General features: G+C 72.7%; 22 protein-coding genes. 14 read left to right on the plus strand and 8 right to left on the minus strand.

What is annotated here, in order from left to right:
• Positions 1 to 7: 7 nt before the first annotated feature.
• Positions 8 to 943 (minus strand): DUF3027 domain-containing protein, encoded by a 936-nt coding sequence (locus tag ACFYY6_RS03325; RefSeq protein WP_351525167.1) that lies wholly within the window; start codon positions 941 to 943, stop codon positions 8 to 10.
• Positions 944 to 1,324: 381 nt separating this feature from the next.
• On the opposite strand from ACFYY6_RS03325, the gene ACFYY6_RS03330 reads away from it, so the two are divergent.
• Genes ACFYY6_RS03330 through ACFYY6_RS03345 form a run of 4 tightly spaced genes read left to right on the plus strand, consistent with a single transcriptional unit; the run spans position 1,325 to position 5,092 of the window.
• Positions 1,325 to 2,815, plus strand: coding sequence for an MFS transporter (locus tag ACFYY6_RS03330; RefSeq protein WP_389191421.1), 1,491 nt, complete (start codon positions 1,325 to 1,327; stop codon positions 2,813 to 2,815).
• 27 nt (positions 2,816 to 2,842) lie between these two features.
• The gene (locus ACFYY6_RS03335; RefSeq protein WP_351525169.1) at positions 2,843 to 3,322 is read left to right on the plus strand and encodes a DUF2771 domain-containing protein; all 480 of its coding nucleotides are present in this window, start codon (positions 2,843 to 2,845) and stop codon (positions 3,320 to 3,322) included.
• A gap of 41 nt (positions 3,323 to 3,363) precedes the next feature.
• A complete protein-coding gene (locus ACFYY6_RS03340) occupies positions 3,364 to 4,233 on the plus strand; it encodes a futalosine hydrolase (RefSeq protein WP_389191424.1) in 870 nt (289 codons plus the stop codon).
• Entirely contained in the window at positions 4,214 to 5,092 is an 879-nt protein-coding gene (locus ACFYY6_RS03345) for a 1,4-dihydroxy-6-naphthoate synthase (protein WP_389191426.1), read from the plus strand. Before ACFYY6_RS03340 ends, ACFYY6_RS03345 begins: the two co-directional genes overlap by 20 nt.
• Positions 5,093 to 5,186: 94 nt before the next feature.
• Here the strand turns inward: ACFYY6_RS03345 and ACFYY6_RS03350 are convergent, their stop codons facing one another.
• Positions 5,187 to 5,570, minus strand: coding sequence for a cold-shock protein (locus ACFYY6_RS03350; protein WP_030749636.1), 384 nt, complete (start codon positions 5,568 to 5,570; stop codon positions 5,187 to 5,189).
• A gap of 210 nt (positions 5,571 to 5,780) precedes the next feature.
• Between ACFYY6_RS03350 and ACFYY6_RS03355 the strand changes: the two genes are divergently transcribed.
• Positions 5,781 to 6,005 (plus strand): hypothetical protein, encoded by a 225-nt coding sequence (locus ACFYY6_RS03355; RefSeq protein ID WP_351525172.1) that lies wholly within the window; start codon positions 5,781 to 5,783, stop codon positions 6,003 to 6,005.
• Between the two features lie 87 nt (positions 6,006 to 6,092).
• On the opposite strand, the gene ACFYY6_RS03360 is transcribed toward ACFYY6_RS03355, so the two are convergent.
• Complete coding sequence (locus ACFYY6_RS03360) at positions 6,093 to 6,548, minus strand: hypothetical protein (RefSeq protein WP_386608328.1); 456 nt, start codon at positions 6,546 to 6,548, stop codon at positions 6,093 to 6,095.
• A gap of 959 nt (positions 6,549 to 7,507) precedes the next feature.
• Positions 7,508 to 8,158 carry an HAD family hydrolase gene (locus ACFYY6_RS03365; protein ID WP_351524716.1) on the minus strand — a complete coding sequence of 217 codons (651 nt, stop codon included), beginning with the start codon at positions 8,156 to 8,158 and terminating at the stop codon, positions 7,508 to 7,510.
• Between ACFYY6_RS03365 and ACFYY6_RS03370 the strand changes: the two genes are divergently transcribed.
• The 5 genes from ACFYY6_RS03370 to ACFYY6_RS03390 all read left to right on the plus strand — a co-directional run bounded on the left by ACFYY6_RS03370 (position 8,158) and on the right by ACFYY6_RS03390 (position 12,895).
• Entirely contained in the window at positions 8,158 to 8,421 is a 264-nt protein-coding gene (locus ACFYY6_RS03370; RefSeq protein ID WP_389191429.1) for a hypothetical protein, read from the plus strand. The two genes, ACFYY6_RS03365 and ACFYY6_RS03370, sit on opposite strands and share 1 nt — an antisense overlap.
• A 112-nt stretch (positions 8,422 to 8,533) precedes the next feature.
• Positions 8,534 to 9,544, plus strand: a complete 1,011-nt coding sequence (locus ACFYY6_RS03375; protein ID WP_351524714.1) for an iron ABC transporter permease — start codon at positions 8,534 to 8,536, stop codon at positions 9,542 to 9,544.
• Positions 9,541 to 10,644 (plus strand): FecCD family ABC transporter permease, encoded by a 1,104-nt coding sequence (locus ACFYY6_RS03380; RefSeq protein ID WP_389191432.1) that lies wholly within the window; start codon positions 9,541 to 9,543, stop codon positions 10,642 to 10,644. The genes ACFYY6_RS03375 and ACFYY6_RS03380 overlap by 4 nt, the downstream gene beginning before the upstream one ends.
• Positions 10,641 to 11,597 (plus strand): ABC transporter ATP-binding protein, encoded by a 957-nt coding sequence (locus tag ACFYY6_RS03385; protein WP_388650656.1) that lies wholly within the window; start codon positions 10,641 to 10,643, stop codon positions 11,595 to 11,597. Before ACFYY6_RS03380 ends, ACFYY6_RS03385 begins: the two co-directional genes overlap by 4 nt.
• A 314-nt stretch (positions 11,598 to 11,911) precedes the next feature.
• On the plus strand, positions 11,912 to 12,895 hold the full coding sequence (locus ACFYY6_RS03390; RefSeq protein WP_351626869.1) for an iron-siderophore ABC transporter substrate-binding protein: 984 nt from the start codon (positions 11,912 to 11,914) through the stop codon (positions 12,893 to 12,895).
• Between the two features lie 325 nt (positions 12,896 to 13,220).
• On the opposite strand, the gene ACFYY6_RS03395 is transcribed toward ACFYY6_RS03390, so the two are convergent.
• The gene (locus tag ACFYY6_RS03395) at positions 13,221 to 14,480 is read right to left on the minus strand and encodes a hypothetical protein (RefSeq protein ID WP_351524710.1); all 1,260 of its coding nucleotides are present in this window, start codon (positions 14,478 to 14,480) and stop codon (positions 13,221 to 13,223) included.
• 134 nt (positions 14,481 to 14,614) lie between these two features.
• Here ACFYY6_RS03395 and ACFYY6_RS03400 point away from each other — a divergent pair, with 134 nt between their 5' ends.
• The gene (locus ACFYY6_RS03400) at positions 14,615 to 17,236 is read left to right on the plus strand and encodes a helicase-associated domain-containing protein (protein WP_389191435.1); all 2,622 of its coding nucleotides are present in this window, start codon (positions 14,615 to 14,617) and stop codon (positions 17,234 to 17,236) included.
• Here ACFYY6_RS03400 and ACFYY6_RS03405 read toward each other — a convergent pair.
• The gene (locus ACFYY6_RS03405; RefSeq protein WP_388650760.1) at positions 17,196 to 18,113 is read right to left on the minus strand and encodes an ATP/GTP-binding protein; all 918 of its coding nucleotides are present in this window, start codon (positions 18,111 to 18,113) and stop codon (positions 17,196 to 17,198) included. The genes ACFYY6_RS03400 and ACFYY6_RS03405 overlap by 41 nt on opposite strands.
• Before the next feature lie 175 nt (positions 18,114 to 18,288).
• Between ACFYY6_RS03405 and ACFYY6_RS03410 the strand changes: the two genes are divergently transcribed.
• Entirely contained in the window at positions 18,289 to 19,932 is a 1,644-nt protein-coding gene (locus tag ACFYY6_RS03410; RefSeq protein ID WP_351524707.1) for a DNA repair helicase XPB, read from the plus strand.
• Between the two features lie 98 nt (positions 19,933 to 20,030).
• Here ACFYY6_RS03410 and ACFYY6_RS03415 read toward each other — a convergent pair whose 3' ends face one another.
• Positions 20,031 to 20,228: a hypothetical protein gene (locus ACFYY6_RS03415; protein WP_389191438.1), complete on the minus strand. Its 198-nt coding sequence runs from the start codon at positions 20,226 to 20,228 to the stop codon at positions 20,031 to 20,033.
• 508 nt (positions 20,229 to 20,736) lie between these two features.
• Between ACFYY6_RS03415 and ACFYY6_RS03420 the strand changes: the two genes are divergently transcribed.
• Positions 20,737 to 22,824: a HelD family protein gene (locus ACFYY6_RS03420; RefSeq protein WP_389191440.1), complete on the plus strand. Its 2,088-nt coding sequence runs from the start codon at positions 20,737 to 20,739 to the stop codon at positions 22,822 to 22,824.
• Positions 22,825 to 23,076: 252 nt separating this feature from the next.
• Here ACFYY6_RS03420 and ACFYY6_RS03425 read toward each other — a convergent pair whose 3' ends face one another.
• On the minus strand, positions 23,077 to 23,766 hold the full coding sequence (locus tag ACFYY6_RS03425) for a copper homeostasis protein CutC (RefSeq protein WP_351626855.1): 690 nt from the start codon (positions 23,764 to 23,766) through the stop codon (positions 23,077 to 23,079).
• Between the two features lie 253 nt (positions 23,767 to 24,019).
• Between ACFYY6_RS03425 and ACFYY6_RS03430 the strand changes: the two genes are divergently transcribed.
• Positions 24,020 to 25,116, plus strand: a 1,097-nt coding sequence (locus ACFYY6_RS03430; RefSeq protein WP_389191443.1) for a heavy metal translocating P-type ATPase, incomplete at its 3' end; no start/stop codon positions are given.

The following is a 25,116-nucleotide window of genomic DNA, read 5'->3' on the forward strand; positions in this document are numbered from 1 at the left end:
GGTGCCGTCAGGAGTGGCCGAGGTCCTCCGTGGGGGTGTCCGGCTCCGCCGGGACAGAACCGGAGTCCCGGGCCGGGCGCAGCGGGTACTCGTCCACCTGCATCGTGTCCAGGGCGTGCGGCGCCGGCTTGGGCGGCTTCGGCATGACCGCCGCCTCGGAGTGCCCGCCGCATCCGTACGACAGGGACACCACGTGTCCGTCCGCCGGACCGAACTCGTTGGCGCACACACCGAACGCCTGTCGCAGCGAGCCTGCCAGCGGCACCAGGAACGCGCAGGTGACGCAGCTCGCCGGGGCGGCCTGGGCCATCGGCGTCCGCGCGCCGAAGCCCTCGTCCCACCGGTCGGCCGCCGAGCGCAGTCCGTACCGCGACAGCACCCGCGCCCGGCGCATCCCGAGCTCGTCCGCGACCGCAGCGATCGCACCGCGGTTCGTCGTCGCGGGGCGGGTCGTCAGCTCCGCGTCCTCCGTGTCGACGAGGTCGGCCATCTCCTCGGACACCTCGGAGACCGCGGAGTTCGGCGGCGGCTCGTCCTCGCCGGTGTAGCCGGGCTCCAGGCGGATGTCGTCCGCCTCGGTGGGCAGCAGGTCGCCGGGCCCCATGTCGCCGGGGCGCAGACGCTCGCTCCACGGCACCCACTCCGGGGCGAGGAGCGCGTCGCTGCCGGGCAGCAGAACCGTCTCATCGAGGGTGACCTTCTTCGCACGGGACGCCCGGGCGACGGTCACCGCCCAGCGCCAGCCCCGGTAGCCGGGCTCCTTGCACTCGAAGAAGTGCGTGACGACCCGGTCTCCCTCGGAGACCACGCCCACGTGCTCTCCGACGACCCCCGGCGCGGCCGCTTCCTCGGCCGCCGCGCGGGCCAGGTCCACCGCCTCGACGCACAGACGGTCGGGGGCAGGGGTACGGGCCGTACGCCTTCGCGTCGTCACAGCACTCACAGGTCTCGCTTCTCTCCTACGCCAGTCTCACGGGCGCGCCTGCACATCCATCGATTTCGGCCGTGGCGGGTGCGGGCGGAGCGGACCTGGGGGCCGCGTCGACGTCCGCGCCCGTCGTGCCTGCCTCGGGCGCACCTTCTGCTATCCATTCTGCGGGATCGCCGATAGGCGCGCCGCCGAGAGCAACCGCCGGTGGCGCGCTACGCACGCTACCCCCTTCGTCGTCCCCCGCCCACCTGCCCGTCCCGAACCGGGGGGTGCGCGGCAGGGGACGGGCCGGACGTACGTCCGGGGCCGCACACTGGCCCGACAGGGCGGAGTGCGTCCGCGCCCCGGGCCGGTCCCGGTTCGCGGCCACCCTCGGCGGGGCACTATGACGGGGTGACTTCCGCCCGGTCGCACCAGGATCCCGGCCCGTTCCGCAGGACGGGGCGGGCGGTCGGCCGTGCCCTTCGTTCCCCTTTCGCCGGTGCCGCCCGGGGCATCCGGAGGGTGACGCACGCGCACGGTGCCGGGGAGTCCGGTCTCGGCAAGCTGATCGAGCTGCACGCCGTGAACGGCGCGGGCGACGTGATGATCACGGTGGCGCTCGCCTCGACGGTGTTCTTCGCCGTGCCGACGGACGAGGCCCGCGGCCGGGTCGCGCTGTACCTCGCCGTCACGATGGCGCCCTTCGCGCTTCTCGCACCCGTGATCGGTCCGCTGCTGGACCGGCTGCCCCATGGCCGTCGGGCCGCGATGGCGGCGGCGATGCTGACCCGCGCGGTGCTGGCGCTCACCATGTCGGGCGCGGTCGCCACCGGCGGCCTGGAGCTGTATCCGGCCGCGCTGGGCGTGCTGGTCTGCTCCAGGGCGTACGGGGTGGTGCGCAGCGCGGTGGTGCCGCGGCTGCTGCCGCCCCGCATCTCCCTGGTGAAGGCGAACGCCCGGGTCACGCTCGCCGGACTGCTGGCGACGGGTGTGGCCGCGCCGATCGGGGCCGGGCTGCAGTTCGTCGGTCCGGCCTGGCCGCTGTACGGGGCGTGCCTGGTCTTCCTCGGCGGGACGGTCCTCGCCTTCACGCTGCCGCACGAGGTCGATTCCTCGAAGGGCGAGCGCAGGGCCCGGCTGGTGCCGCCGTACGGCTTGCTGCCCCCGCGCCCCCGGGTGGAGCGGAAAGGACACGAAGGCCGGGAGGAGGAGTGCGGGACGGACCGGGCGACGGATCCGGGGAGGAACGGGCGCTGTGCTCGCGGGCGAGGACTCCTGGGCCGGGAGCGCAACGGCGAGCGGCGGCCCGGACTGCGGTCCGTGGGACCTGCCGTGCTGAACGGGCTCCAGGCCAACGCCGCCCATCGCACGCTGTCCGGCCTCCTCATCTTCTTCCTGGCGTTCCTGCTGCGCGACCAGCCGCTCGCCGGTCAGAACGCCGCCGTCTCGCTCGGCATCGTCGGCGTGGCGGCCGGGCTGGGCAACGCGCTCGGCACGGCGGTCGGGTCCTGGGTCCGGGCCCGCAGCCCCGAGGTGATCGTCGCCTCGGTCCTGGCCCTGGCCCTGGGGGTCGCCGTGCTCACCGCGCTCTTCTTCGGCGCCGTCACGCTCGCCGTGCTGAGCGCGACGGCCGGCTTCACCCAGGCCCTGTCGAAACTCTCGCTGGACGCGATGATCCAGCGGGACGTGCCCGAGGAGGTGCGGACGTCCGCGTTCGCCCGCTCCGAGACGGCGCTCCAGATGGCGTGGGTGGTCGGCGGCGGCATCGGCATCGCCCTCCCCCTCAACGGCGTACTGGGCGTGTCGGTCGCCGCGGGCGTTCTCGCCCTCGGTGCCGCCACGTCCGTACGGGGGCTGCTGGGCGCCGCCAGACGCGGCTCGCCGCACCCCCGCGTGGCGTGAGACGGGGCGACCGATAGCCTTCGGCTCATGACCGTTGCGTTCTTCTCCGGTAAGGGCCGTCGAATCGGCGTCGCTCTTGGTGCCGTGTCCGCGGGACTCCTTGTCCTCTCCGCCTGCGACAAGCCGACGCCGCTCGCGACCGTAACGGTCGGCGGCGACTCGGTGAGCTCCGAGGCGGCCTGCTACAACGACGGCAAGCCCCTCAAGACGTCCGAGATCAAGAGCTGCCTCAACAAGAAGGCGGAGAAGACCGTCGAGGTCGCGATGGACGACAAGGTCCGCTTCGGCGTCGACCCGGAGATCGCCGAGCACGGCTGGACCCTGTTCATCAACGGTCAGCAGGCCGAGCAGGAGCCGTACAAGAAGACCTACCGGTCCATCCCGGGCAGCGCCTTCTTCTCCAGCCAGACCGGCGAGACCACGAACAGCACGCAGGTCAGCATCGTGGAGACGCAGGGCAAGAACCTCACGGGCATCTGGCACTTCGAGCTGAAGAAGACGTCCTGACCCACCCTCTGCCGACCCCCGGCCCCGGAGGGCCTCTCCCCGTGCGTGTGCTCGTCGTGACCGCCGTCCCGGCAGAACGGGACGCGGTCACGCGCGCGTTCGGGGACGGGACACGGGTGACCGTGCGCCGGGTGCCCGGCGCCGAACTCCACCGCGTGCGCGGCTCCGGTGGCCCCGGTGGCCCCGGTGGCCCCGGCGTCGCCATCGATGTGCTCGCGGGCGGCGCGGGACCGGCCGCGGCGGCCGCCGCCACGGCCTTCGGCCTCGCCTCGGGACACGCCTCCGCCATGCCCGGGGACGCCCCCGGACCGACCCCCGGCCCCGGATCCGGGGCCGCGCCGGACGGATCCGTCTCCGGGCCGTACACCCCCGGGTCCGCGCCGCACTGCCTCGCGCCCGCTTCGTACGACCTCGTGGTCTCGGCCGGGATCGGCGGCGGATTCGTACCCGCCGCCCCGGTCGGCTCGCTCGTCGTCGCGAGCGGGATCGTCGCCGCGGATCTGGGCGCGGAGACGCCGGAGGGCTTCGTCCCCGTCACGGGCCTGGGCTTCGGCCGCGACCGGCACGTACCGCCCCGCTCGCTGGTCCGGGACGTGACCGCCGCGACCGGCGCGCTCCCCGGCGAGATCCTCACCGTCTCCACCGTGACCGGCAGCGCGGAGCGCGCCGCCGCCCTGCTCGCCGCGCACCCGCGGGCCGCCGCGGAGGCCATGGAGGGATTCGGCGTCGCGGAGGCCGCCGACCGGGCCGGCGTACCGGTCCTGGAGCTCCGGGCGGTGTCGAACGCCGTCGGCCCGCGCGACCGCGACGCCTGGCGCATCGGGGACGCGCTGACCGCGCTCACCGGGGCGTTCGGGAAGCTTCTCCCCGTACTGGAAGGTTGGACCCGCCATGACCGACACCACGCCTGAGCCGCTCCACGCTCCTCATTCCCCGCTGAGCATCGCCTTCTCGCCGTGCCCGAACGACACCTTCGTCTTCGACGCCTGGGCGCACGGAAGGGTCCCCGGCGCGCCCGCCCTCGATGTCACCTTCGCCGACATCGACATCACCAACGGCATGGCCGAGCGCGGTGAGGGCGACGTCCTCAAGGTCTCGTACGCGGTGCTGCCGTGGGTCCTCGACGAGTACGCGCTGTTGCCGTGCGGCGGGGCGCTGGGGAGGGGCTGCGGGCCTCTCGTCCTCACGAGGGAGCCGGGCACGGACCTGACGGGGCGGACGGTCGCGGTGCCGAGCGAGCGCTCCACCGCGTACCTGCTGTTCCGGCTCTGGGCGGCGGACGTCGTGCCGGGCGGCGTCGGCGAGATCGTCGTCATGCCCTTCCACGAGATCATGCCCGCCGTGCGCGACGGGAAGGTGGACGCCGGTCTCGTCATCCACGAGGCCCGTTTCACGTACCGGAACTACGGGCTGCACAGCCTCGCCGACATGGGCCGGCACTGGGAGGAGACCACCGGGCTGCCGATCCCGCTCGGCGCGATCATCGCGAAGCGGTCGCTGGGCGCGGACACGCTGAAGCTGCTCGCCGAGTCGGCGCGCACCTCGGTACGGATGGCCTGGGACGACCCGGAGGTGTCCCGGCCCTACGTGCTGGAGCACGCCCAGGAGATGGACCCGGCCGTGGCGGACCAGCACATCGGGCTCTACGTCAACGAGTTCACGGCCGACCTCGGCGAGGACGGCTACGCGGCGGTCCGCGGGCTGCTGACCCGCGCGGCGGCCGAGGGGCTGGTACCGCCCCTCGGCCCGGACGCGCTGTCGTTCGTCTGAGGTACACCGGGCGTCCGGGACACACCGGGCGTCCGGCATGCGCCGGACATCCGGGATATGCCGGATATCACACGTCGAGGAATCAGCCGAGAAATCACACGTCGAGCTGGTCGGCGACCGCGCGCAGCAGACCGGCGATCTTCTTGCCTGCCGCCTTGTCCGGGTAGCGGCCCCGTTCCAGCATCGGTGTGATGTTCTCCAGCAGGGTGGTCAGGTCCTGCACGATGGACGCGAGCTCGTCCGGCTTGCGGCGCTGCGCGGCCGCGACGGACGGGGTCGGGTCCAGAACCGTCACCGACAGCGCCTGATCTCCGCGCTGACCTGCGACGACACCGAACTCGACACGCTGGCCGGGCTTGAGCGCGTCGACACCGTCGGGAAGCACGGAGGAGTGTACGAAGACGTCGCCGCCGTCGTCGCGGGAGAGGAAGCCGAAGCCCTTCTCGCTGTTGAACCACTTGACCTTGCCAGTCGGCAAAGCACGCACCCCATCTCAACCCGTATGCCGGAACAAAGCCTCAGCAGGTCAGGCTATCCAGTGGTGGTGCTCCCCTGCTGGCAGCAGCCTCCCCAGGTGGGGCACCCTAGTCAAGCCTGACCATTCGGACCGCTGTCCGGAAACGATGCCTGCGCCGCTCGCCGCAACCCGCGGGGCGGTCCTGTCGCCGTCGGGAACTACCCTGGCGGGGTGAGTACTACACCTCCTGGCGCGGGTGACCGACTGGTCCGTATCGGCGCGATCGTCTTCTTCGTCGGCGCGCTGGCCACTCTGGTCACGGTGGCCCCGCTGTTCCTCGGCACCACTCCACTGCCGCCCGTCGCGTGGTCGCTCTGCATGCTGATGGGCGTCGGCTTCCTGATCGCCGCCGCGGGCGTGGTCCGGTCGGCGCGCGCGGGCTCGCGCGAGCGATAGGGCCGGGGCCTCCGGCGGGTCGTTTCGGCCGGCCCGGCTCCGGACGCGGTACGGTCCGATGCGCGTTCCCCACCTGGGTTCGTCGCTTCAGGAGGCGGAAAGCTCGCTGGTCTCAGCTGGTGACTTACCGGGTTCTACGGGCTGACCAGTGAAAATGGTCAAGTGCCACACTCCCTTGTCCCGGGTCACCGTAATAGTGTCGTTCATGGACCGGCCCGCCTTGTCCTTGGCTGCGAGCCGGGCGCTGCCCACGTCCGGGCCCATGTCGTGGCCGATCTCCAGCCGGCTGATCTTCCACCCCCGTCCGCCCTTGTCGGCGAGGATCTTGTCGGCTTCGCTCCGCGACCAGCTTTCGTCCTTCACGCCACCGATCCGGATGAGGCCAGTGGCGTCGCGCGTGTTCAGAGCGGTGACGTAGTCGTCGACGGCCTGCCGCGCGCCGCCACCCGACGAAGCGGCAGGTGCGGCCTTGCCGTTGTCCGACGAACAGCCGGACAGGGCCAGTAACGCGAGCACGACGGCGGCGATGTGGCGACGGTTCACGCAGGACTCCCTACTTCTTCCTGTGGGGAACGGCAACGTGTCATGTCCGGTGGGCGTACCACCAGGGGCCGCGGGTCGCTGCGGTTTTCGAGCGGTCGGAGCCGCGGGCGACAGCGGTCGCCTGGTAAGGGGGGCTGCCGCCGGACGTGCCGCGCAAGAACGGGTGGCAGTTGGCTGAGCAAGCCAGTGCCGCGACGCCCTGGTCGACGCAGCGGCTACTGGAGGCTGCCCGCTGGAATGATTCTGTTGAATCCCCGCACAGGCCGGGAGCAGCCTCGTCCTCGGAGCAGCGCGGGGCCCGGGGCGTCCGGCCGGATGCGGAAGTCAGTCCTGGCGCTGGCTCTCCTTGAGGGTGCGCACGAAGGCGGCCCAGGCGAACTGGTCACCAACGCGTACATGCACTCCTCGGGGGAGTGTTCCCTGCGCCTGCACGACGCCGGGCGCAACCGTGTCCGGCTGAGCGTGCGGGACACCAACCCGCACATCCCCACACCCTTCCGATGGAGCGCCGAGGCCCCGAAGGAACTCGCCGAGCGCGGACGGGGGCTGTATCTCGTCACCGTCGGAGAGCTGGGGCGCTTACGACCTCGTCCACGATTGGCAGTGGAGGAAGGAGCGGCGTCTGGAGCCTTCGAATCCAAGGCGGAGGAGGGAGTCGGATGGGGTCTCCCCTGCTCGAAAGCAGCTGAGAGCTCGGGGAAGGAGCGTCGGCAACTGACGACAACGCCGGAGGCGGAGGTCCCAGACGCCGCGACGCCGCTGACAATCGTGGACGAGGTCGTTACCCCATGACGACCGGGCTGCCGGGGCAGGGCGGGAAGCTGCTCCGGGTGGAATGCGCGGCAAAGACGGACGATGCTCCGTCGTGCGGCGCCCAGTGAACGGACGATGCTCCGTCGCACGGCACTCGGTGACCCGTCCCGCGCCCCTCGTCCCTCGTCCCGCACCCGCTGGAGGGCCTACGTGCCCTGGACCGCCGCCGCGTACCCGTCCAACCAAGAAGGGAACTCCGTCAGGGACGACAGGACGACGTCCGCCCCCGCCGCCCGGAGTTCGGCGGCGTCGCAGGGGCCCGTGGTGACCGCCACCGACAGGGCCCCGGCCGTGCGGGCACCCCGTACGTCACCGGTGTGGTCGCCCACGTACACGGACGCGCCGTGCACGCGCAGCGCCTCCGCCTTGGCCTCCGCCCACAGGCCGCCGATCAGCGCGTCGGGCTCGATCCCGAGGTGGGTGAGATGAAGTTGCGCGCTGGGGCGGTACTTGGCGGTGACGACTATCGCCCGGCCGCCCCGCTCCCGGATCGCCGCGAGCGACTCGCGGGCGCCCGGCAGGGCGGGGGTCGGGGTGATGGCGTGGGCGGGGTAGATCTCCCGGTACCGGTCGGCGGTCGCCGCGACCGCGTCGGCCGGGAACCAGTTCCTCAGCTCGTCGTCGACCGGCGGACCGAGCCTGCTCACCACCAGATCGGCATCGATCCGTGTGCCCGTCTCGGCGGAGAGTGCCAGGTAGGTGGCCTTGATGCCGGGACGGGAGTCGATGAGCGTCATGTCGAGGTCGAAACCGACCGTCAGCGGGGGCGAGGGCTGGTGCGAAGGCATGGATCCCATTGTCACGGAGGCCACGGAGCGGGGACGTCGCATCCGCCCCGGTCGCCGCGGTCACCCCGACGGTTCCGGCCATCCCCACGCCCCGGCTCACCCCGGTCACCGGGGTCACCGGGGTCACCGGGGTCACCGGGGTCACCCCGACGGTTCCGGCCGTGCCGGTCGCCTGGGGCACCATCGGCCGCCTCTCCTGTCCCGGTCACCTCGGCCGCTCTTGTGTCGCGGCCGTCCCGGACGCCCCAGTGATCCCGATGACCCCGGATTAGGTCCCGATGCCCCCGTACAACCGGTACGGCCCTCGGGCCGCGCGGGGGCGGTGCTTAGACTTAGCCAAGCCTAACTTTGCTTCGCCGCTCGCCCGCCGTCCGATTGGGTCCGATGTCAGCCGCCGCACCACACCGCTCCAGACGCGCACTCGTGACGGCGGCGGCCGTCGCGGCGCTGCTGGTGGCGGTGCTCCTCAGCCTGGCCGTGGGGGCCCGCACCATACCCCCGTCCGAGGTGTTCGACGCCCTGCTGCACGGCGGGGACTCCAACGCCGCCGAAGTCGTCCGGAACATGCGGGTGCCGCGCACCCTGATCGGACTGATGGTCGGCGCCGCGCTGGCCCTGGCCGGCACGGTCCTCCAGGGCATCACCCGTAACCCCATCGCCGACCCCGGCGTCCTCGGCATCAGTCAGGGCGCTTCGGTGGGCGTGGTGCTGGCCATCGCGTACGCCGGGGTCCACACCCTGGCCGGATACGTGTGGTTCGCCTTCGCGGGGGCGGCGATCGCGTCGGTCGCCGTGTACGCAATCGCCTCCGCCGGGCGCGGGGGCGCCACCCCCGTGAAGCTCGCCCTGGGCGGGGCCGCGATCAACGCGCTGCTGCTCTCGGTCACGACGGGGGTACTCACGACCAAGGCGTCCGCGCTGGACGAGTTCCGGTTCTGGCAGGTCGGCTCGCTCGCCGGGCGCGAGTCCGTGGTGGTCGGTCAGGTCTGGCCGTTCCTGCTGGTCGGAGCCGTACTCGTGCTGTCCGTCGCGCGCGGCCTCGACGCGCTGGCGCTCGGTGAGGATGTCGCGAAGGGGCTCGGGCAGAAGGTCGCGACGGTACGGATCGTCGGCGGTGTCGGCGCCACCGTGCTGACCGGTGTCGGGGTGGCGGCGGCCGGCCCGATCGCGTTCATCGGCCTCGCCGTCCCGCACATCGCCCGTGCGATCGTCGGCGCCGACCACCGCTGGGTGCTGCCGACGGCGGCACTGATCGGCCCCGTGATGCTGCTCGTCTCCGATGTCATCGGCCGTGTCCTGTTCCCGCCGAGCGAGGTCCCGGCCGGCGTGATGACGGCACTGATCGGCGTCCCGTTCCTGGTCACCCTGGTGCGCCGTAAGGCGGTGCCCGCATGAGCGCGCGGTCGTCGGTCGAGGCGCGGCCCACCGGTCGCCGGATGACGCCCACCGGGTACCACGTGGTGCGGATCGGGGCGCGCGGCCGGTTCCTGCTGCACCGGCGGGCCCTCGCCGTCGCCACCGGTCTGCTCGTCCTGCTGGCCGCCGTCTGCGTCGCGTACCTCTGCGTCGGCGAGAGCTTCGTGGCGCCCGGCGAGGTCATGAACGTGGTCCTTGGCCGGCCGTCCCCGGACGAACTGGTCGTCGGCACGCTGCGGCTGCCACGCATGGTGGTGGGGCTGCTGGTCGGGGCCGCGTTCGGGATCGCCGGTGCGCTGATCCAGACCGTCGCCCGCAACCCGCTGGCCAGCCCCGACATCATCGGCATCAGCCAGGGGGCGAGCGCGCTCACCGTCGGCGCGATGACGTTCGGCATCACGTCGTACACCGTGCTGCCGTACCTGTCCGTCATCGGCGGAGTGGCCGCGGCGGCCCTCGTATACCTGTTCGCCTGGCGCGGCGGACTGCACGCCACCCGCTTCGTGCTCATCGGCATCGGCTTCGCCATCGCGCTGCGTTCGGTCACCACCCTGTTCATGACGAAGGGCGACTACCTGGTCGCCCAGCAGGCGAAGATCTGGATGACCGGGTCGCTCAACGGCCGCGGCTGGGCCGAGGCCGCGCCGATCGGCTGGACGCTGCTGATCCTGCTGCCCGCGGTGCTGTGGGCGGCGCGGGCGCAACGCCCCGTCTCGCTGGACGACGACACCGCGACCGCTCTCGGGGTACGGCTCGGCCGGGTACGGCTGGGGCTCGTCGCCCTCGGCGTGGTCCTGGCGTCCGTGGCGACCGGGACGGCCGGACCGGTCGACTTCGTGGCCCTGCTCGCCCCGCAGATCGCCCGTCGGCTGACCCGTACCGCGCAGATCCCGCTGCTGTGCTCGGCACTGCTGGGCGCGCTGATCGTGGTGGCCGCGGATCTGCTGGCCCGCAGGCTCTTCTCCCCCACCGAGCTGCCGGTGGGTGTTCTGACGGCGGCGGTCGGCGCCCCGTATCTGATCTGGCTGATCATCCGCGGTCATGGCGGCGGTCACGGCCGTAGTGGAGGTACCGCATGAGCTCGACCCGTACGCCCGACGCGTCGAACGCGCCCGACGCTCCCGGTGACGCGGCGGCCGTTCCTCCCGAGGGCGCGGCGGCCGTTCCTCCCGAGGACGCGGCGGCCGTCTCCGGTGGGGCGGGGGCGACCGAGGCCACCAGTCGGCTCACCGCACGCGGGCTGACCCTCGCGTACGAGGACCGCACCGTCGTACGCGATCTCGACCTGGCCGTGCCCGACGGCCGGGTCACCGTGATCGTCGGCCCGAACGCCTGCGGCAAGTCGACCACCCTGCGGGCGCTCGGCCGACTGCTGCGGCCGAGCGGCGGATCGGTGTTCCTCGACGGCACCGAACTGTCGAGGATCCCCACGCGGCGGATCGCCCAGTCGATCGGGCTGCTGCCGCAGACCCCGGTGGCACCCGAGGCGATCACCGTCTCCGATCTCGTCGCCCGCGGCCGACAGCCCCATCAGCACTGGTGGCAGCAGTGGTCGGAGGAGGACGAGCGGGCGGTGACGGAGGCGATGGAGCGCACCGACGTCAGCGCGCTGGGCGACCGGTCGGTGGACGAGCTGTCGGGCGGTCAGCGCCAGCGGGTGTGGATCGCGATGGCGCTGGCCCAGGAGACCGACCTGCTGCTGCTCGACGAGCCGACCACGTACCTCGACATCGCGCACCAGGTGGAGGTCCTGGACCTGGTGCGGCGGCTCACCGCCCCCGCGGCGGACGGCGCCCGGGGCCGGACCGTCGTCACCGTGCTCCATGACCTCAACCAGGCCGCCCGGTACGCGGACCACCTGGTCGCGATGAAGGCGGGGCGGATCGTCGCCGAGGGGCACCCGAAGGACGTGGTCACCGCGGAGCTCGTGCGCGAGGTCTTCGGACTGGACGCGGTGATCGTCCCGTGTCCGGTGACCGGTTCGCCGCTCGTGGTGCCGGGTGCGCCCTGGCAGCCCGTTGCGACGCCGTGAAGGCACGGACCTCGGCGGCCCTGCGGACCGTGCCCTGTACGGGCCGTCCCGCACGAGCCGGGTCCGTAGGAGTCGTGTTGTACGTGTCCGGTCCGTACGTGTCTGGTCCGTACGTGTCTGGTCCGTACGTGTCCCGTCCGTACGTGTCTGGTCCGTACGTGTCCCGTCCGTAGGGGTCGTGTCCGTACCAGCCATGTCCGTCCGCGCGGATCGCTGCCTACGCCCGCACCCGTACACGTGCCCGTAACGGCGCTCGCGCCCCTGTCCGTACCGGCGAGCACCCCACGCTCGACATCCTCGATGAAAGGCCGACCATGACCACCCTCACCCGGCGCCGGGGTCTCTCCCTCGGCACGCTCGCCCTGACCGGCGCGCTCGCGCTCTCCGCCTGCGGTTTCTCAAACTCCGGCAGCTCCTCCGATTCCGGTGGTGACGCCGCCTCCGCCAAGACCCACACCGTCAAGACGGCCATGGGCGACGTGAAGGTCCCCGTGAACCCCCGGCGCGTCGTGGTCCTCGACACCGGTGAGCTGGACTCCGCGCTCAGCCTCGGCGTGCGGCCGGTCGGCGCGACGCACTCGGCGACGGAGGACGGCTTCCCCACCTACCTGCCCGCCGAGAAGACCAAGGGCATCGAGGTGGTCGGCGAGATCGCCAACCCCAACCTGGAGACCGTCGCCTCGCTGAAGCCCGACCTGATCCTGACCAGCAAGGTCCGTGACGGCGACCGTTACGAGCAGCTCAGCGCGATCGCCCCCACCGTGATGACGGAGTCCACCGGCTCCGCCTGGAAGCAGAACTTCCAGCTGCACGCGCAGGCTCTCGGCAAGGAGAACGAGGCGAAGAAGGTCGTCGCCGCGTACGACGCCCATGTCGCGGAGGTCACGAAGGCGCTCGGCGGCAAGGAGAAGGCCGCCGCGACCGAGGTCAACTTCGTCCGGTTCGTCGAGGGCGCCGACATCCGCATCTACGGCAAGCAGAACTACATCGGCTCGATCCTCGGCGACCTCGGCCTCGGCCGCCCGGCCATCACCGACAAGGCCAAGGACGGCTTCTCGTACGACGTGTCCCCCGAGAAGATCGACCTCGCGGACGCGGACGTCATCTTCACGTCGACGTACGGCAGCCCGGAGAAGGCGGGGACGAAGAAGACGATGGACGGCGGTCTGTGGAAGGGGCTGAAGGCGTCGAAGGCCGGAAAGGTCTTCGAGGTCGACGACCGCCTGTGGATCGCGGGCATCGGCTACACGGCCGCGGACAAGATCCTCGACGAGCTGCGGACGGACATGACGAAGTGACGGCGGACCGGCGCGCTGCCACGCTGCCATGCTGACGCGGTGACGCGGTGACGCGGTGACGCGGTGACGCGGTGACGCGGTGACGCGGTGACGCGGTGACGCGTCAACAAAATAGCGGGCGGACCCGGCCCGCGTGACCTGTCGGGCCGTGTGGTCCGTGGGACCCGTGCGGTCCATGGGGCCCATGCAGACCATGCCGCCCATGCGGTCTGCACGGTCTGCGGAGCCCACGTGAACGACACGGGGGTCGACCCGCGTGGCTGGCCCGGCCCCCGGCCTCTGCGGCTCGGGGCCGGGCCGCCCGTGCTCGCCCGGCCCGTCGGCCTCACCCGGCCCGTCGACGCGCCCGCCACACCAGGAACGCCGCCGAGGCCACCGCGGCCGTCCGGACCATCACCGGCCACATCCCGCTCATCGCCTCCGCCAGGCCGTCCTGCGCGATCGGCTCTCCCCAGCGGCCCTCCATGCGACCCCAGAGCCAGACGATCCCGCCCGCCACGACCACGCCCGGCAGGCCCATCGCCGCCCATTTCGCCTCGGCGCGGGACAGCGTGCGCGAGCCGTACGCGAGCAGCCAGCCGCCCGCCAGGGCCAGCCAGGAGCCCAGCACCGCGCCCGCGATCAGCAGCGCGGCGGCGACCAGCAGCAGGGGGTGGGAGAACCCGCCCCTCCGCGCCGCGCCCTCCTCCGCCTCGCGCGGGGCGCGGCGGAGCAGTCCGAGGAGCCGACGGCGCGGCGGCGCCGCCTCGTCGGGGTCGGCACCCTCGTCGGGGGACTCCTCCTCGTCCACCCCGTCCGCGTGCTCGTCCGTGGCCGTACGGGGGCGTGGGACGGTGTCCCCGGCCGACGGCGGGCGCATCATGGCCGGGATCTCGACACCCCCGGTGAACCCGGGCACGTCGACCCCGGCACCGAAGGGTCCCGGCTCGACCAGCCACCAGTCGGGTTCGCCGCCGGACGGTCCCAGTTCGTCCGTCCCTGCCATGTGCGGCGGCGAGGGAACTCGTCCGGCCATCGGCGGCGGGGCCTCGTGGTTCGCCGGGCCCTCCGGGGCTTCCGGTTCCTCCGGGCCACCGCCCTCGCGCTCCCGGCCGTCCCGGCCTTCCCAGCCGTCGTGGGCGTCCCGGCTCTCCCGCCCCTCCCTGTTTCCCCGACCGCGCCGTCGGTCGTCCGGGCTCTGCGGCCCGGCGGGCGACGCCTCGGCGCCCGGCTCCGTCCCCGTACCGGTACCGGAAACGGCCCGTGCCGCGCCCCTGCCGAAGATGTCCTTCCTCAGCAACCCCCTGCGCGTCTCACGGGGAGGAGCGGGGACAGCATGTTCCGACCGCTCGGGGGGCGGCTCCACCGGTCCGTCGCCCGGCTCGGCGACCGCGGCGACCAGTTCGTCGGGCGTGCCGAGCCTGCCGATGATGCGCCGGACGGCCGCCGGGGTGTCCGCCGACTGCTCACGGCGCTGCCGGTCGATCTCGCCCCGGAGCGTCGACACGAGCCTCATCCGCGTGCCCGAGGGCAGTTGTTGCTGCTGTGCCAGGTCGCCGACCCGGCTCAAATAGTCGTAGACGAGCTGGTCGCTCTCGATCCCCACGCGCTGGTTCCCCTCCTGCCGCCGCCCTGCACCGCCGACGGTAGCGCCCCGACCCGCCCGGAGCGACCGCTACGGAACGCGGGGCGACGCCGGATGGGGGCTCCCCGCCACGGACTACGACTACGGTGGGACGGATGGGGACGACCACACCACCACGGACGCTCGCCGAGGCCCTCCGCGCCCGGGACGACGAGTCGCTGGCGGGGCTGCTGCGTGCCCGCCCCGATCTCCTCACCCCCGTGCCCAACGACATCACCCAGCTCGCGACGAGGGCCGGTACCCGCGCGTCCGTCGTACGGGCGCTGGAACGCCTCGACCGGTTCGCGCTCCAGACCGCCGAGGCGCTCGCCGTGGCCCCCGACCCCGCTTCGTACGGGACGCTGCTCGGCCTGCTCACCGGCGACGGCCACAGCGACGGGCAGGACACCGAAGACCCGGGCACCGGCGCCCGGGACACCGAAGGCCACAACGGCGACGACAAGCGGCAGGACGGCGGACGGCCGCACGGCGACGGTCACGGCGAACGGCACGACGCCGCGCACCCCCGCACCACCGCCGAGGCGCTCACCGAGGCGATCACTGACGCGCTGCCCGCCGCCCTGGGCACCCTGCGCGAACAGGCCCTCGTGTGGGGCGAGGACGACCGGCTGCACCTCGTCCGCACCGCGCGCGAACTCCTCGCCCCGTCCCCGCGGCACCCCTCCCCGACCGGCCTGGGCCCGACCGTCGCGGAGGCCACCGCAGGCATGTCGCCCGGCCGTCTCCAGGAGATCCTGGCCGCCGCCGGGCTGACCGCCACCCATGACCCGGTCTCCGCCGTGGCGGCCCTGACCGGTCTCTTCACCGACCGGGCCGCCATGGCCCGCCTCCTGGACACCGCCCCGGCCGAGGCCCTGTCCGTCCTGGACCGGCTGGTATGGGGGCCGCCGTACGGGGAGGTCACCCCGAATCCCGCCCCGCCCGTGCGGTGGTTGCGCGACCGCGGCCTGCTGCTGCCCGTGTCGGCCCGCACCGTGGTGCTGCCCCGCGAGGCCGCCCTGCATCTGCGGGCCGGACGCGCCCACCGCGCACCGGAGCCGCGGCCACCCGCCGTCGAAGCGGTCGCGCACCGCGATCCCCAGGCCGTGGACAGTGCCGCGGCCGGCCAGGCTTTCCTGGCGGTGTCGACCGTCGAGGAACTGCTGAAGGGCTGGAACGGCGGCGGCCCCGCGACGCTGCGGGCCGGCGGGATCGGCGTACGCGACCTGAAACGGACCGCCGCCGCCCTCGACGTCCCCGAGCCGGTCGCCGCGTTCTGGATCGAACTCGCCTACGCGGCAGGGCTGGTGGCCTCCGACGGGGAGGCCGAGGAACGGTACGCTCCCACGCCCGCGTACGACGACTGGGCCGAACTCCCCGCCCAGGAACGCTGGGCGCACCTCGCCGCCGCCTGGCTCGCCGCCACCCGGACCTCCGGCCTGGTCGGCGGTCAGGACGCCAAGGGCCGGGCCCTGTCCGCACTCGGCCCCGGGCTCGACCGCTCGGCCGCGCCCGAGGTGCGCCACCGGGTCCTCGCGCTCCTCGCCGCCCTGGAGCCGGGCACCGCCCCCGACCCGGGCACCGTCCTCGCCCGGCTCCGCTGGGAACGTCCCCTGCGCGGTGCCGCCGCGTCCCCTTCTCCCACCGGTTCCGGCTCCGACGGGGACACGGGGGACCTGCGGACCCGGATCGCCCTGTGGACGCTGAACGAGTCCGAACTCCTCGGCATCACCGGCCGCGGCGCGCTCGCCTCGCAGACCCGGGCCCTGCTCGCGTCCGGCCCCGCCGAGGCCGCCGCGCTGCTCGCCCCGCTGATCCCCGAGCCGCTGGACCACGTCCTGCTCCAGGCCGACCTGACGGCCGTCGCGCCCGGCCCGCTGGAACGCCCGCTGGCCGACACGCTCTCCGTGCTGGCGGAGATCGAGTCGAAGGGCGGCGCCACCGTCTACCGGTTCACGCCCGGGTCCGTACGTCGCGCCCTGGACGCCGGGCGGTCGGCCGCCGACCTGCACGCGTTCCTCGCCGCGCACAGCCGCACGCCGGTGCCGCAGCCGCTCAGTTACCTCATCGACGACGTGGCCCGCCGCCACGGCCATCTGCGGATCGGCGCCGCCTCCTCGTACGTGCGCTGCGACGACGAGAGCGTGCTGAACGAGATCCTCGCCGACAAGCGCGCGTCCGCCCTGCGCCTGCGCCGCCTCGCCCCCACGGTCCTGGCCGCCCCGGTCGACCCGGCGTCCCTGCTCGAAGGGCTGCGCGACATGGGCTACGCTCCGGCCGCCGAGTCGGCCGAGGGTGATGTCCTGATCACTCGCGCGGGCGCCCACCGCACACCGCCCCGCACAGCCCCCGCCCCCGTGCCCGAGGGCCCCCCGGTCCCCGACACCACCCTGCTCGGTGCCGCGATCCGGGCGATCCGCGCCGGGGACGCCGCCGCGACGGCGCCCCGCAAGGAACGGGACCAGGACGCCGACGCGCCGCCCGCACCGCCCGGCTCGCTGCCCCGCACGTCCGCCGCCGAGACCCTCGCCACCGTCCAGGCCGCCGCGCTGACCGGCTCGGCGCTCTGGATCGGCTACGTCAACGCCGAGGGCGCCGCCAGCCAGCACGTCATCGCCCCGGTGAAGGTCGAGGGCGGCTACGTGACGGCCTACGACCACACGGCGGACGGCGTCCGCACGTACCCGCTGCACCGCATCACGGGCGTGGCCGAACTGGCCGACGATGCGAGGCCGTGAGCACCGACGGGTGCCTGGGAAGGCATCCGTCGGGCACGCCGCGCGCTCTGGAAACCCGGTGCCTCAGCCGCGCCGCGGCGTCCTGCTCCTTGATCTCCAGTCCGGACACACCGAGATCCGCGAAGCGGAGCAGGGCCATGGCGGATTCCGCCGTATGTTCCGCGCCGTCGGCGAGACACAGCCGCACGGTGTGATCGAGCCGTTGCGGAAAGTCGCGGTCCGTCGCCATCCTCAGCCCGTCTCCGAACCAGCGGAACACCTCGCGGAGCTGTTCGTGTCCCTGCGCCGCCGCAACCGACAAATAGAGACTGTTCGGCCTCAGGAGTTCGGCAATCAGCTTGCGTCGCCCGGTGAGCCACCGCCCGAAGAGGACCTTGTCATCGGCTCCGCGCTCGTAGAGACGGCGCCGATGGCCTTCGGGGTAGTAGTAGAGCCACTCCTCAGTCACTCGGTCGTCGTCGACCGAGAAGCCGAACTGATGGCGTACTCCGGCCACGACGAAGTCGACGGCGAACGAGCTGGGGTAGGAAGAGGCTGCTGATCTGAGGGCGAACGGTCGACGCGGGACTCCGCCGCGGGGATCCCAGCGGCGGAACGATGTCAGCACCGCCGATCGCATCCAATCGAGGGCGTCGATGACGTTCGACTTCCCGGAAGCATTGGTGCCGTACACGGTCGCGACCGGAACCGCGCGGAGTTCACCCGCCCGGCACTCTCGCCTCGGCGCGCTCCGAATGGTGATCGGTAGCGACGAGAGACAGCTCCTGCTCCTCCAGGAGCGAAGCGTGATTCGTGACCTGGAACCGAAGCAGCACAGCAGCTCCTCCAAACATTGAACAATGTCGTTGACCAGGCTTTTTCGTCGATCTTTGACCATGCTGCCCACCGAACGACATCGCATGGCGTTCTCACTCATTCGCTCGGCACGAATCCGGAGCCCATGCAACCGGCGGCCCGTGCAGTGCGCGACCCACGCACCCGGCCCGCACATGCGGCAGACTGGACGTTTGGCCGTTCCCGGCCGCTCCCCGCAGCAGAAAGGGCCGACGCGCGTGACCGGACCCCTCATCGTCCAGAGCGACAAGACACTGCTCCTGGAAGTCGACCACGACATGGCCGATGCCTGCCGTCGCGCCATCGCGCCGTTCGCCGAGCTGGAGCGGGCGCCCGAGCACATCCACACCTACCGGCTGACGCCGCTCGGGCTGTGGAACGCGCGCGCCGCCGGGCACGACGCCGAGCAGGTCGTCGACGCGCTCGTGCAGTACTCGCGCTACCCGGTTCCGCACGCGCTGCTCGTCGACATCGCCGAGACGATGGCCAGGTACGGCCGCCTCACGCTCTCCAAGCACCCGGTGCACGGACTCGTGCTGACCTCCACGGACCGCCCGGTGCTGGAGGAGGTGCTGCGGTCGAAGAAGGTCCGGCCGCTGGTGGGGGCGCGGATCGACCCGGACACGGTGGCCGTGCACCCGTCGGAGCGCGGGCAGATCAAGCAGACGCTGCTGAAGCTGGGCTGGCCCGCCGAGGACCTGGCCGGTTACGTCGACGGCGAGGCGCACCCCATCGAGCTCGACCAGGACGGCTGGGCGCTGCGGCCCTACCAGGAGCAGGCCGTCGAGGGGTTCTGGCACGGCGGCTCCGGTGTCGTGGTGCTGCCCTGCGGCGCTGGGAAGACGCTGGTCGGGGCCGGTGCGATGGCGCGGGCCAAGGCGACCACGCTGATCCTGGTGACGAACACCGTCTCGGCCCGGCAGTGGAAGCACGAGCTGGTGAAGCGGACCTCGCTGACCGAGGACGAGATCGGCGAGTACAGCGGCGCGCGCAAGGAGATCCGGCCGGTCACCATCGCCACGTACCAGGTACTGACGACCCGCCGCAAGGGCGTCTACCCGCACCTGGAGCTGTTCGACTCCCGCGACTGGGGTCTGGTGGTCTACGACGAGGTGCATCTGCTGCCCGCGCCCGTCTTCAAGTTCACCGCCGATCTCCAGGCCCGGCGGCGCCTCGGGCTCACCGCGACCCTCGTGCGCGAGGACGGCCGCGAGTCGGACGTGTTCTCGCTGATCGGGCCGAAGCGGTTCGACGCCCCGTGGAAGGAGATCGAGGCGCAGGGTTACATCGCGCCCGCCGACTGCGTCGAGGTACGGGTCGATCTGACGGACTCGGAACGGCTCGCTTACGCGACCGCGGAGGCCGAGGAGAAGTACCGGTTCTGCGCGACGACCGAGACGAAGCGCAGGGTGACCGAGGCGCTGGTGCGCAAGCACAAGGGCGAGCAGACCCTGGTCATCGGGCAGTACATCGACCAGCTCGACGAGCTGGGCGAACACCTGGACGCGCCGGTGATCAAGGGCGAGACGACCAACGCCCAGCGGGAGAAGCTGTTCGACGCGTTCCGCGAGGGCGAGATCAGCGTCCTGGTGGTGTCGAAGGTCGCGAACTTCTCGATCGACCTCCCGGAGGCGACGGTCGCCATCCAGGTGTCGGGGACGTTCGGCTCGCGACAGGAGGAGGCGCAGCGGCTCGGCCGGGTGCTGCGGCCGAAGGCGGACGGGCACGAGGCCCGGTTCTACTCGGTGGTGGCCCGCGACACGATCGACCAGGACTTCGCGGCGCACCGCCAGCGTTTTCTGGCCGAACAGGGGTACGCGTACCGGATCGTCGACGCCGACGCGCTGCTGAGCGACGGCTGACTCCCGTCCGGGGAGCGGCTGGTCCTCTCCTCGTTACGGGAAGGGCCGGTCCTCTCCTCGCTGCGGGGAGGCGACCGGGTGGTGGCTCGGCGCGCCGCTCAGCGGGTGCGGGTGCGGGTGCGGATGCCCGCCTCCTCGGCGTACTCGCCCATGACGACCACTCCGAAGGCGGCGCGGGCGTAGACCTTGACGGCGCGCAGGGCGTCGCCGAAGCGGTGGGTGCGCGGGTGACCGGTGGCCGCCGCCGCGCCGTGCGCGGGGCCGGTCCTGCGGGGGTTCAAGGTAACGGTGCTCATGTGTTCCATGGTGCTGCGCCCGATGCCCGCGGACATCGGCCCGCGGGCGGAACCGACGGGCGGAACGCGTAGCCCTGGGGTCGTACGCGGTCGTCTCCGCGACGGACCCGCGCGTCCCCAACCCCTACGGGACGCGGCCCGCCGTCCCGGAGACGGCCCGGGTACCGGGAGGCGGCCCCGGGGCGGCGCCGGGACCCCGGAATGGTCCCATCGGCGGCCCTGGCGAAAACCGTTCGCCCCCGACCGGGACGGCCGATACAATCGCCGGTCTGCCCGCCTCCCGCACCGTGGTACCGGCCCGCGCCGGCAGCCGGGGGAGCGCCGCCGACCGGACGGAAACCGGCCGACATCCGTACGCCCGCACCACCGCGTACGTACCCCGTGATCGATCCCCGAGCGGACCGCATCGCCCCACCCCGGCCCGGCCGTACCGTGCCGACCCGTGCCGTGCGAGGGGTGGGCCGCGGTGCGGTCCGCCGTCCTGCGTTGAACAGCCGGAGGCAACACCGTGCCCGCGCACGAACACGAAAGCGTCACCACCGATCCGCTGGTCCGGGAGCGCGCCCATCTCGCCGCGTCCCGCTCCGCGTTGCGCGCCATGCGCGAGGACGTCCAGGCCCTCGACATCAGCGATGTCACCGCGAACTGGGTCAACGCGGCCGTTCTCCAGTCCCAGATCGACGAGCGCATCAAGTCCCTCGCCGATCTCGCCCACGCCCCGCTCTTCTTCGGGCGTCTGGACTATCTGCACGAAGTGGGCGCCGATCAGGCCGAGGGGGCCGAGGGAGAGCGCTTCTACATCGGTCGCCGTCATGTCCACGACGCCGACGGCGACCCGATGGTCATCGACTGGCGCGCGCCCGTCTCGCAGCCGTTCTACCAGGCGTCGAAGAAGGATCCGCAGGGCGTCGGCCGACGCCGCCGTTTCGGGTACACCGGCGGTGAACTGACCGCGTACGAGGACGAGGACCTCACCGATCCGGCGGAGGCCGAACGGACCAGCAGGCTCCTCCAGGCGGAGATCGAACGGCCCCGTGTCGGCCCCATGCGGGACATCGTCGCGACGATCCAGCCCGAGCAGGACGAGATCGTCCGCAGCGGCCTGGGCGGGACGGTGTGCGTCCAGGGAGGTCCGGGGACCGGCAAGACCGCCGTCGGCCTGCACCGGGTCGCATACCTGCTCTACGCGCACCGCGAGCGGCTGGCCCGGACCGGGACGCTGGTCATCGGGCCGAACCGGTCGTTCCTCCACTACATCGAGCAGGTGCTCCCGGCCCTGGGCGAGCTGGAGGTGAAGCAGGCGACCGTCGACGACCTGGTGACGGCGGGCGCGCCGGGCGCCGCGGGCATCGAGGTACGCGGTTCGGACGCGGCGGAGGCCGCCGTCGTCAAGGGCGACGCCAGGATGGCCGAGGTGCTGCGGCGGGCCATCCGTTCGCACGTAACGATGCCGACCGAGCCGGTCGTGGTGGTGCGCGGTTCGCGCCGCTGGCGGGTGCCCGCGTACGAACTGGAGGAGATCGTCGCCGAACTGCTGGCCCGGGACATGCGGTACGGGGCCGCCCACGAGGCGCTCCCGCAGCGCATCGCGCACGCCGTGCTGGTCCGGATGGAGGAGGCGGGCGAGGCGCCCGACGACCGGGTGCAGAACGCGGTGGCCCGCAACCCGGCGGTGAAGGCGGCCGTGAAGGCGATCTGGCCGGCCGTCGATCCGGCCAAGCTGGTGCTGCGGCTGCTCTCGGACGCGGAGTTCCTGGCCACGCACGCGGACGGGCTGCTCACCGAGGACGAGCGGAAGGCGATCCTGTGGGTGAAGCCCGCCCGGAGCGTGCGGTCGGCGAAGTGGTCGGCCGCCGACGCGGTCCTGATCGACGAGGCGCGTGACCTGGTGACGCGGACGCACTCGCTGGGCCATGTGGTGCTCGACGAGGCGCAGGACCTGTCCCCGATGCAGTACCGGGCGGTGGGCCGCCGCTGTTCGACGGGCTCGGCGACGGTCCTCGGCGACCTGGCGCAGGGCACGACGCCGTGGTCCACGGAGAGCTGGACGCAGGCCCTGCGCCATCTGGGCAAGCCGGACGCGGTGGTGGAGGAGCTGACGGCGGGCTTCCGTGTGCCGCGCGAGGTGATCGCGTACGCGTCCCGGCTGCTGCCGCTGATCTCGCCGGGGCTCGCGGAGGTGGAGTCGGTGCGGGAGTCGCCGGGTTCGCTGGAGGTACGGGCGGTGGCCGGTCCGGCGGAGCTGGACGCGGCGGTGCTGGCGGCCTGCGAGGAGTCGCTGACCCGGGAGGGCTCGATCGGGCTGATCGCGGCCGACGCACGCGTTCCGGCGCTGGCCGAGGCGCTGACGGCCGCGGGCCACGCGTATCTCTCGCCCGGTGAGGAGACATCGGCCGAGGCCCGGCTGACCCTCGTTCCGGCGTCGCTGGCGAAGGGTCTGGAGTACGACTACGTCGTGCTGGACGAGCCCGCGGCGGTGGTGGACGGCGAACCGGACACGCGCACAGGGCTGCGGCGGCTGTATGTGGCGCTGACCCGCGCGGTGTCCGGACTGACGGTCGTGCACGCGACGGCGCTGCCGGCCGAGTTGGCGTAACGGCCGGGTACGGAGACCAGTACGGCACGGGACCGGATACGGGGCTGGGTGCGGGACGGGGGCCGGTGCCGGACCGGACACGGACCCGGCACGGGGACAGGGGCCGGTGCCGGACCGGGTGCGGGCGGGGCGGCCCGTGGCCCGTACCCGTCGAAGGCATCCGCCCATCGGGGCACCCGCCCGACGGGTGCCCCTCCCCGCTCACGCGTCGAGGGCCCTCACGCGTCGAGGACCCTCACACCTCGGGGACCGTCACGCGTCGAGGACCGTCCGCCACTCCCGTACCGCCGCCGCGTCCACCGGGCCCGACCAGCCCTGCGGGCGGGCCGCCCCGCCGATGTGCACCGCGTCGATGCCCGCCGTCAGCAGCTCCGGCAGATGGTCCAGACGGAGTCCGCCGCCCACCAGGATCCGCGGCTCGTAGCCGGGTTCGTCCTTGCGCGCCGCCTCGGCGACCAGTGTCGGGATGCCGTCGTCGACGCCCTTCGGGGAGCCCGCCGTGAGGTAGGTGTCCAGACCGGGCAGATCCGCCAGCTGCTTGCGCAGCGCGTCCCGGTCGGCGGCGCGGTCGATCGCCCGGTGGAACGTCCAGCGGCAGCCCTCCAGTGTGGCGACGAGCCGCTCGACGGCGACCAGGTCCGGACCGCCCTCGGCATCGAGGAAGCCGAGGACGAACTCCTCGGCGCCCGCCTCCCGAAGCTCACGTGCCCTGGCCACGAGGACGTCGAGATCACCCGCGGCGAAGCCGTCCGCCAGCCTGATCATCACCCGCAGCGGGATGTCCACCGCCGCCCGGATCTCCGCGAAGGTCGCACAGGACGGGGTCAGGCCGTCCGCCGCCATGTCGGTGACCAGCTCAAGCCGGTCCGCACCACCCGCCTGGGCGGCGACCGCGTCCTCCGCGTCGAGAGCGATCACCTCCAGGACTGCACGGTTGCTCATCGGAACCCAATCCTCCAGGAAGCGGCAATAGGTCAACAGGTCTAGTCCAATGGCCAGCCTACGGGGAGATCCCCCGCGCACACAGCCCGAATGCGAACCGAAGGGCCGTGAGCTCTGACGCATCCCGCCTCCGGACACACACACTCCCGGACGGCCCAGCCATTTCCGCCTTGCGTTTAATAGGGGAGGGGGGTATACCTGAAGGAGTAGGCATACCCCCCAGGGGTATAAGGTCTCCGCCAGGGAGGACATCGTGTCCGCGCATACCGCCACCACCGGCACCGGTTCCGGCACGGCCGCCGGCGCCACCGCAGAGGTCGAGCTCGCGATCGGCGGGATGACCTGCGCCTCCTGCGCGGCCCGCATCGAGAAGAAGCTCAACCGGATGGACGGGGTCGAGGCCACGGTCAACTACGCCACCGAGAAGGCCAAGGTCAGCTACCGGGGCGAGGACATCTCCGTACAGGACCTGATCGCCACCGTCGAGAAGACCGGTTACACGGCGCACGAGCCCGCTCCCCCGGTACGCACCGAGGAGGGCTCCCCCGCCGCGGACGCGGAGGGCGACGAGCTGCGGCCGCTGCGGCAACGGCTGGTCACCGCCGTCGCACTCGCCGTGCCGGTGATCGCCCTGTCGATGGTTCCGGCGCTCCAGTTCGACTACTGGCAGTGGCTCGCGCTGACGCTGACGGCTCCGGTCGTCACGTACGCCGCCTGGCCGTTCCACCGGGCCGCCTGGACCAACGCCCGGCACGGGGCGGCGACGATGGACACGCTGATCTCGGTCGGCACCTCGGCCGCGTTCCTGTGGTCGCTGTGGGCACTGTTCTTCGGTACGGCCGGGATGACCGGCATGACCCACCCCTTCGAGCTGACGATCGGCCGCACCGACGGCGCCGGGAACATCTACCTGGAGGCCGCCGCCGGGGTCACTGCCTTCATCCTCGCCGGGCGCTACTTCGAGGCCCGCTCCAAGCGGAAGGCGGGCGCGGCCCTCAAGGCGCTCCTCGAACTGGGCGCCAAGGAGGTCACCGTGCTGCGCGGCGGCCGTGAGGTGACCGTGCCGACGGCCGAACTCCAGGTCGGCGACCGCTTCCTGGTCCGCCCCGGCGAGAAGATCGCCACCGACGGCATCGTCGTGGAGGGCGCCTCGGCCGTGGACGCGTCGATGCTCACGGGTGAGTCGGTGCCGGTGGAGGTCGGTGTCGGCGACTCGGTCACGGGGGCCACGCTCAACGCGGGCGGCCGACTGGTGGTCGAGGCGACCCGGATCGGCGCCGACACGCAACTGGCCCGGATGGCCAGGCTCGTCGAGGACGCGCAGAACGGAAAGGCGGCGGCACAGCGCCT

The organism is Streptomyces sp. NPDC001750 (assembly GCF_042892615.1).
GTDB lineage: Bacteria > Actinomycetota > Actinomycetes > Streptomycetales > Streptomycetaceae > Streptomyces.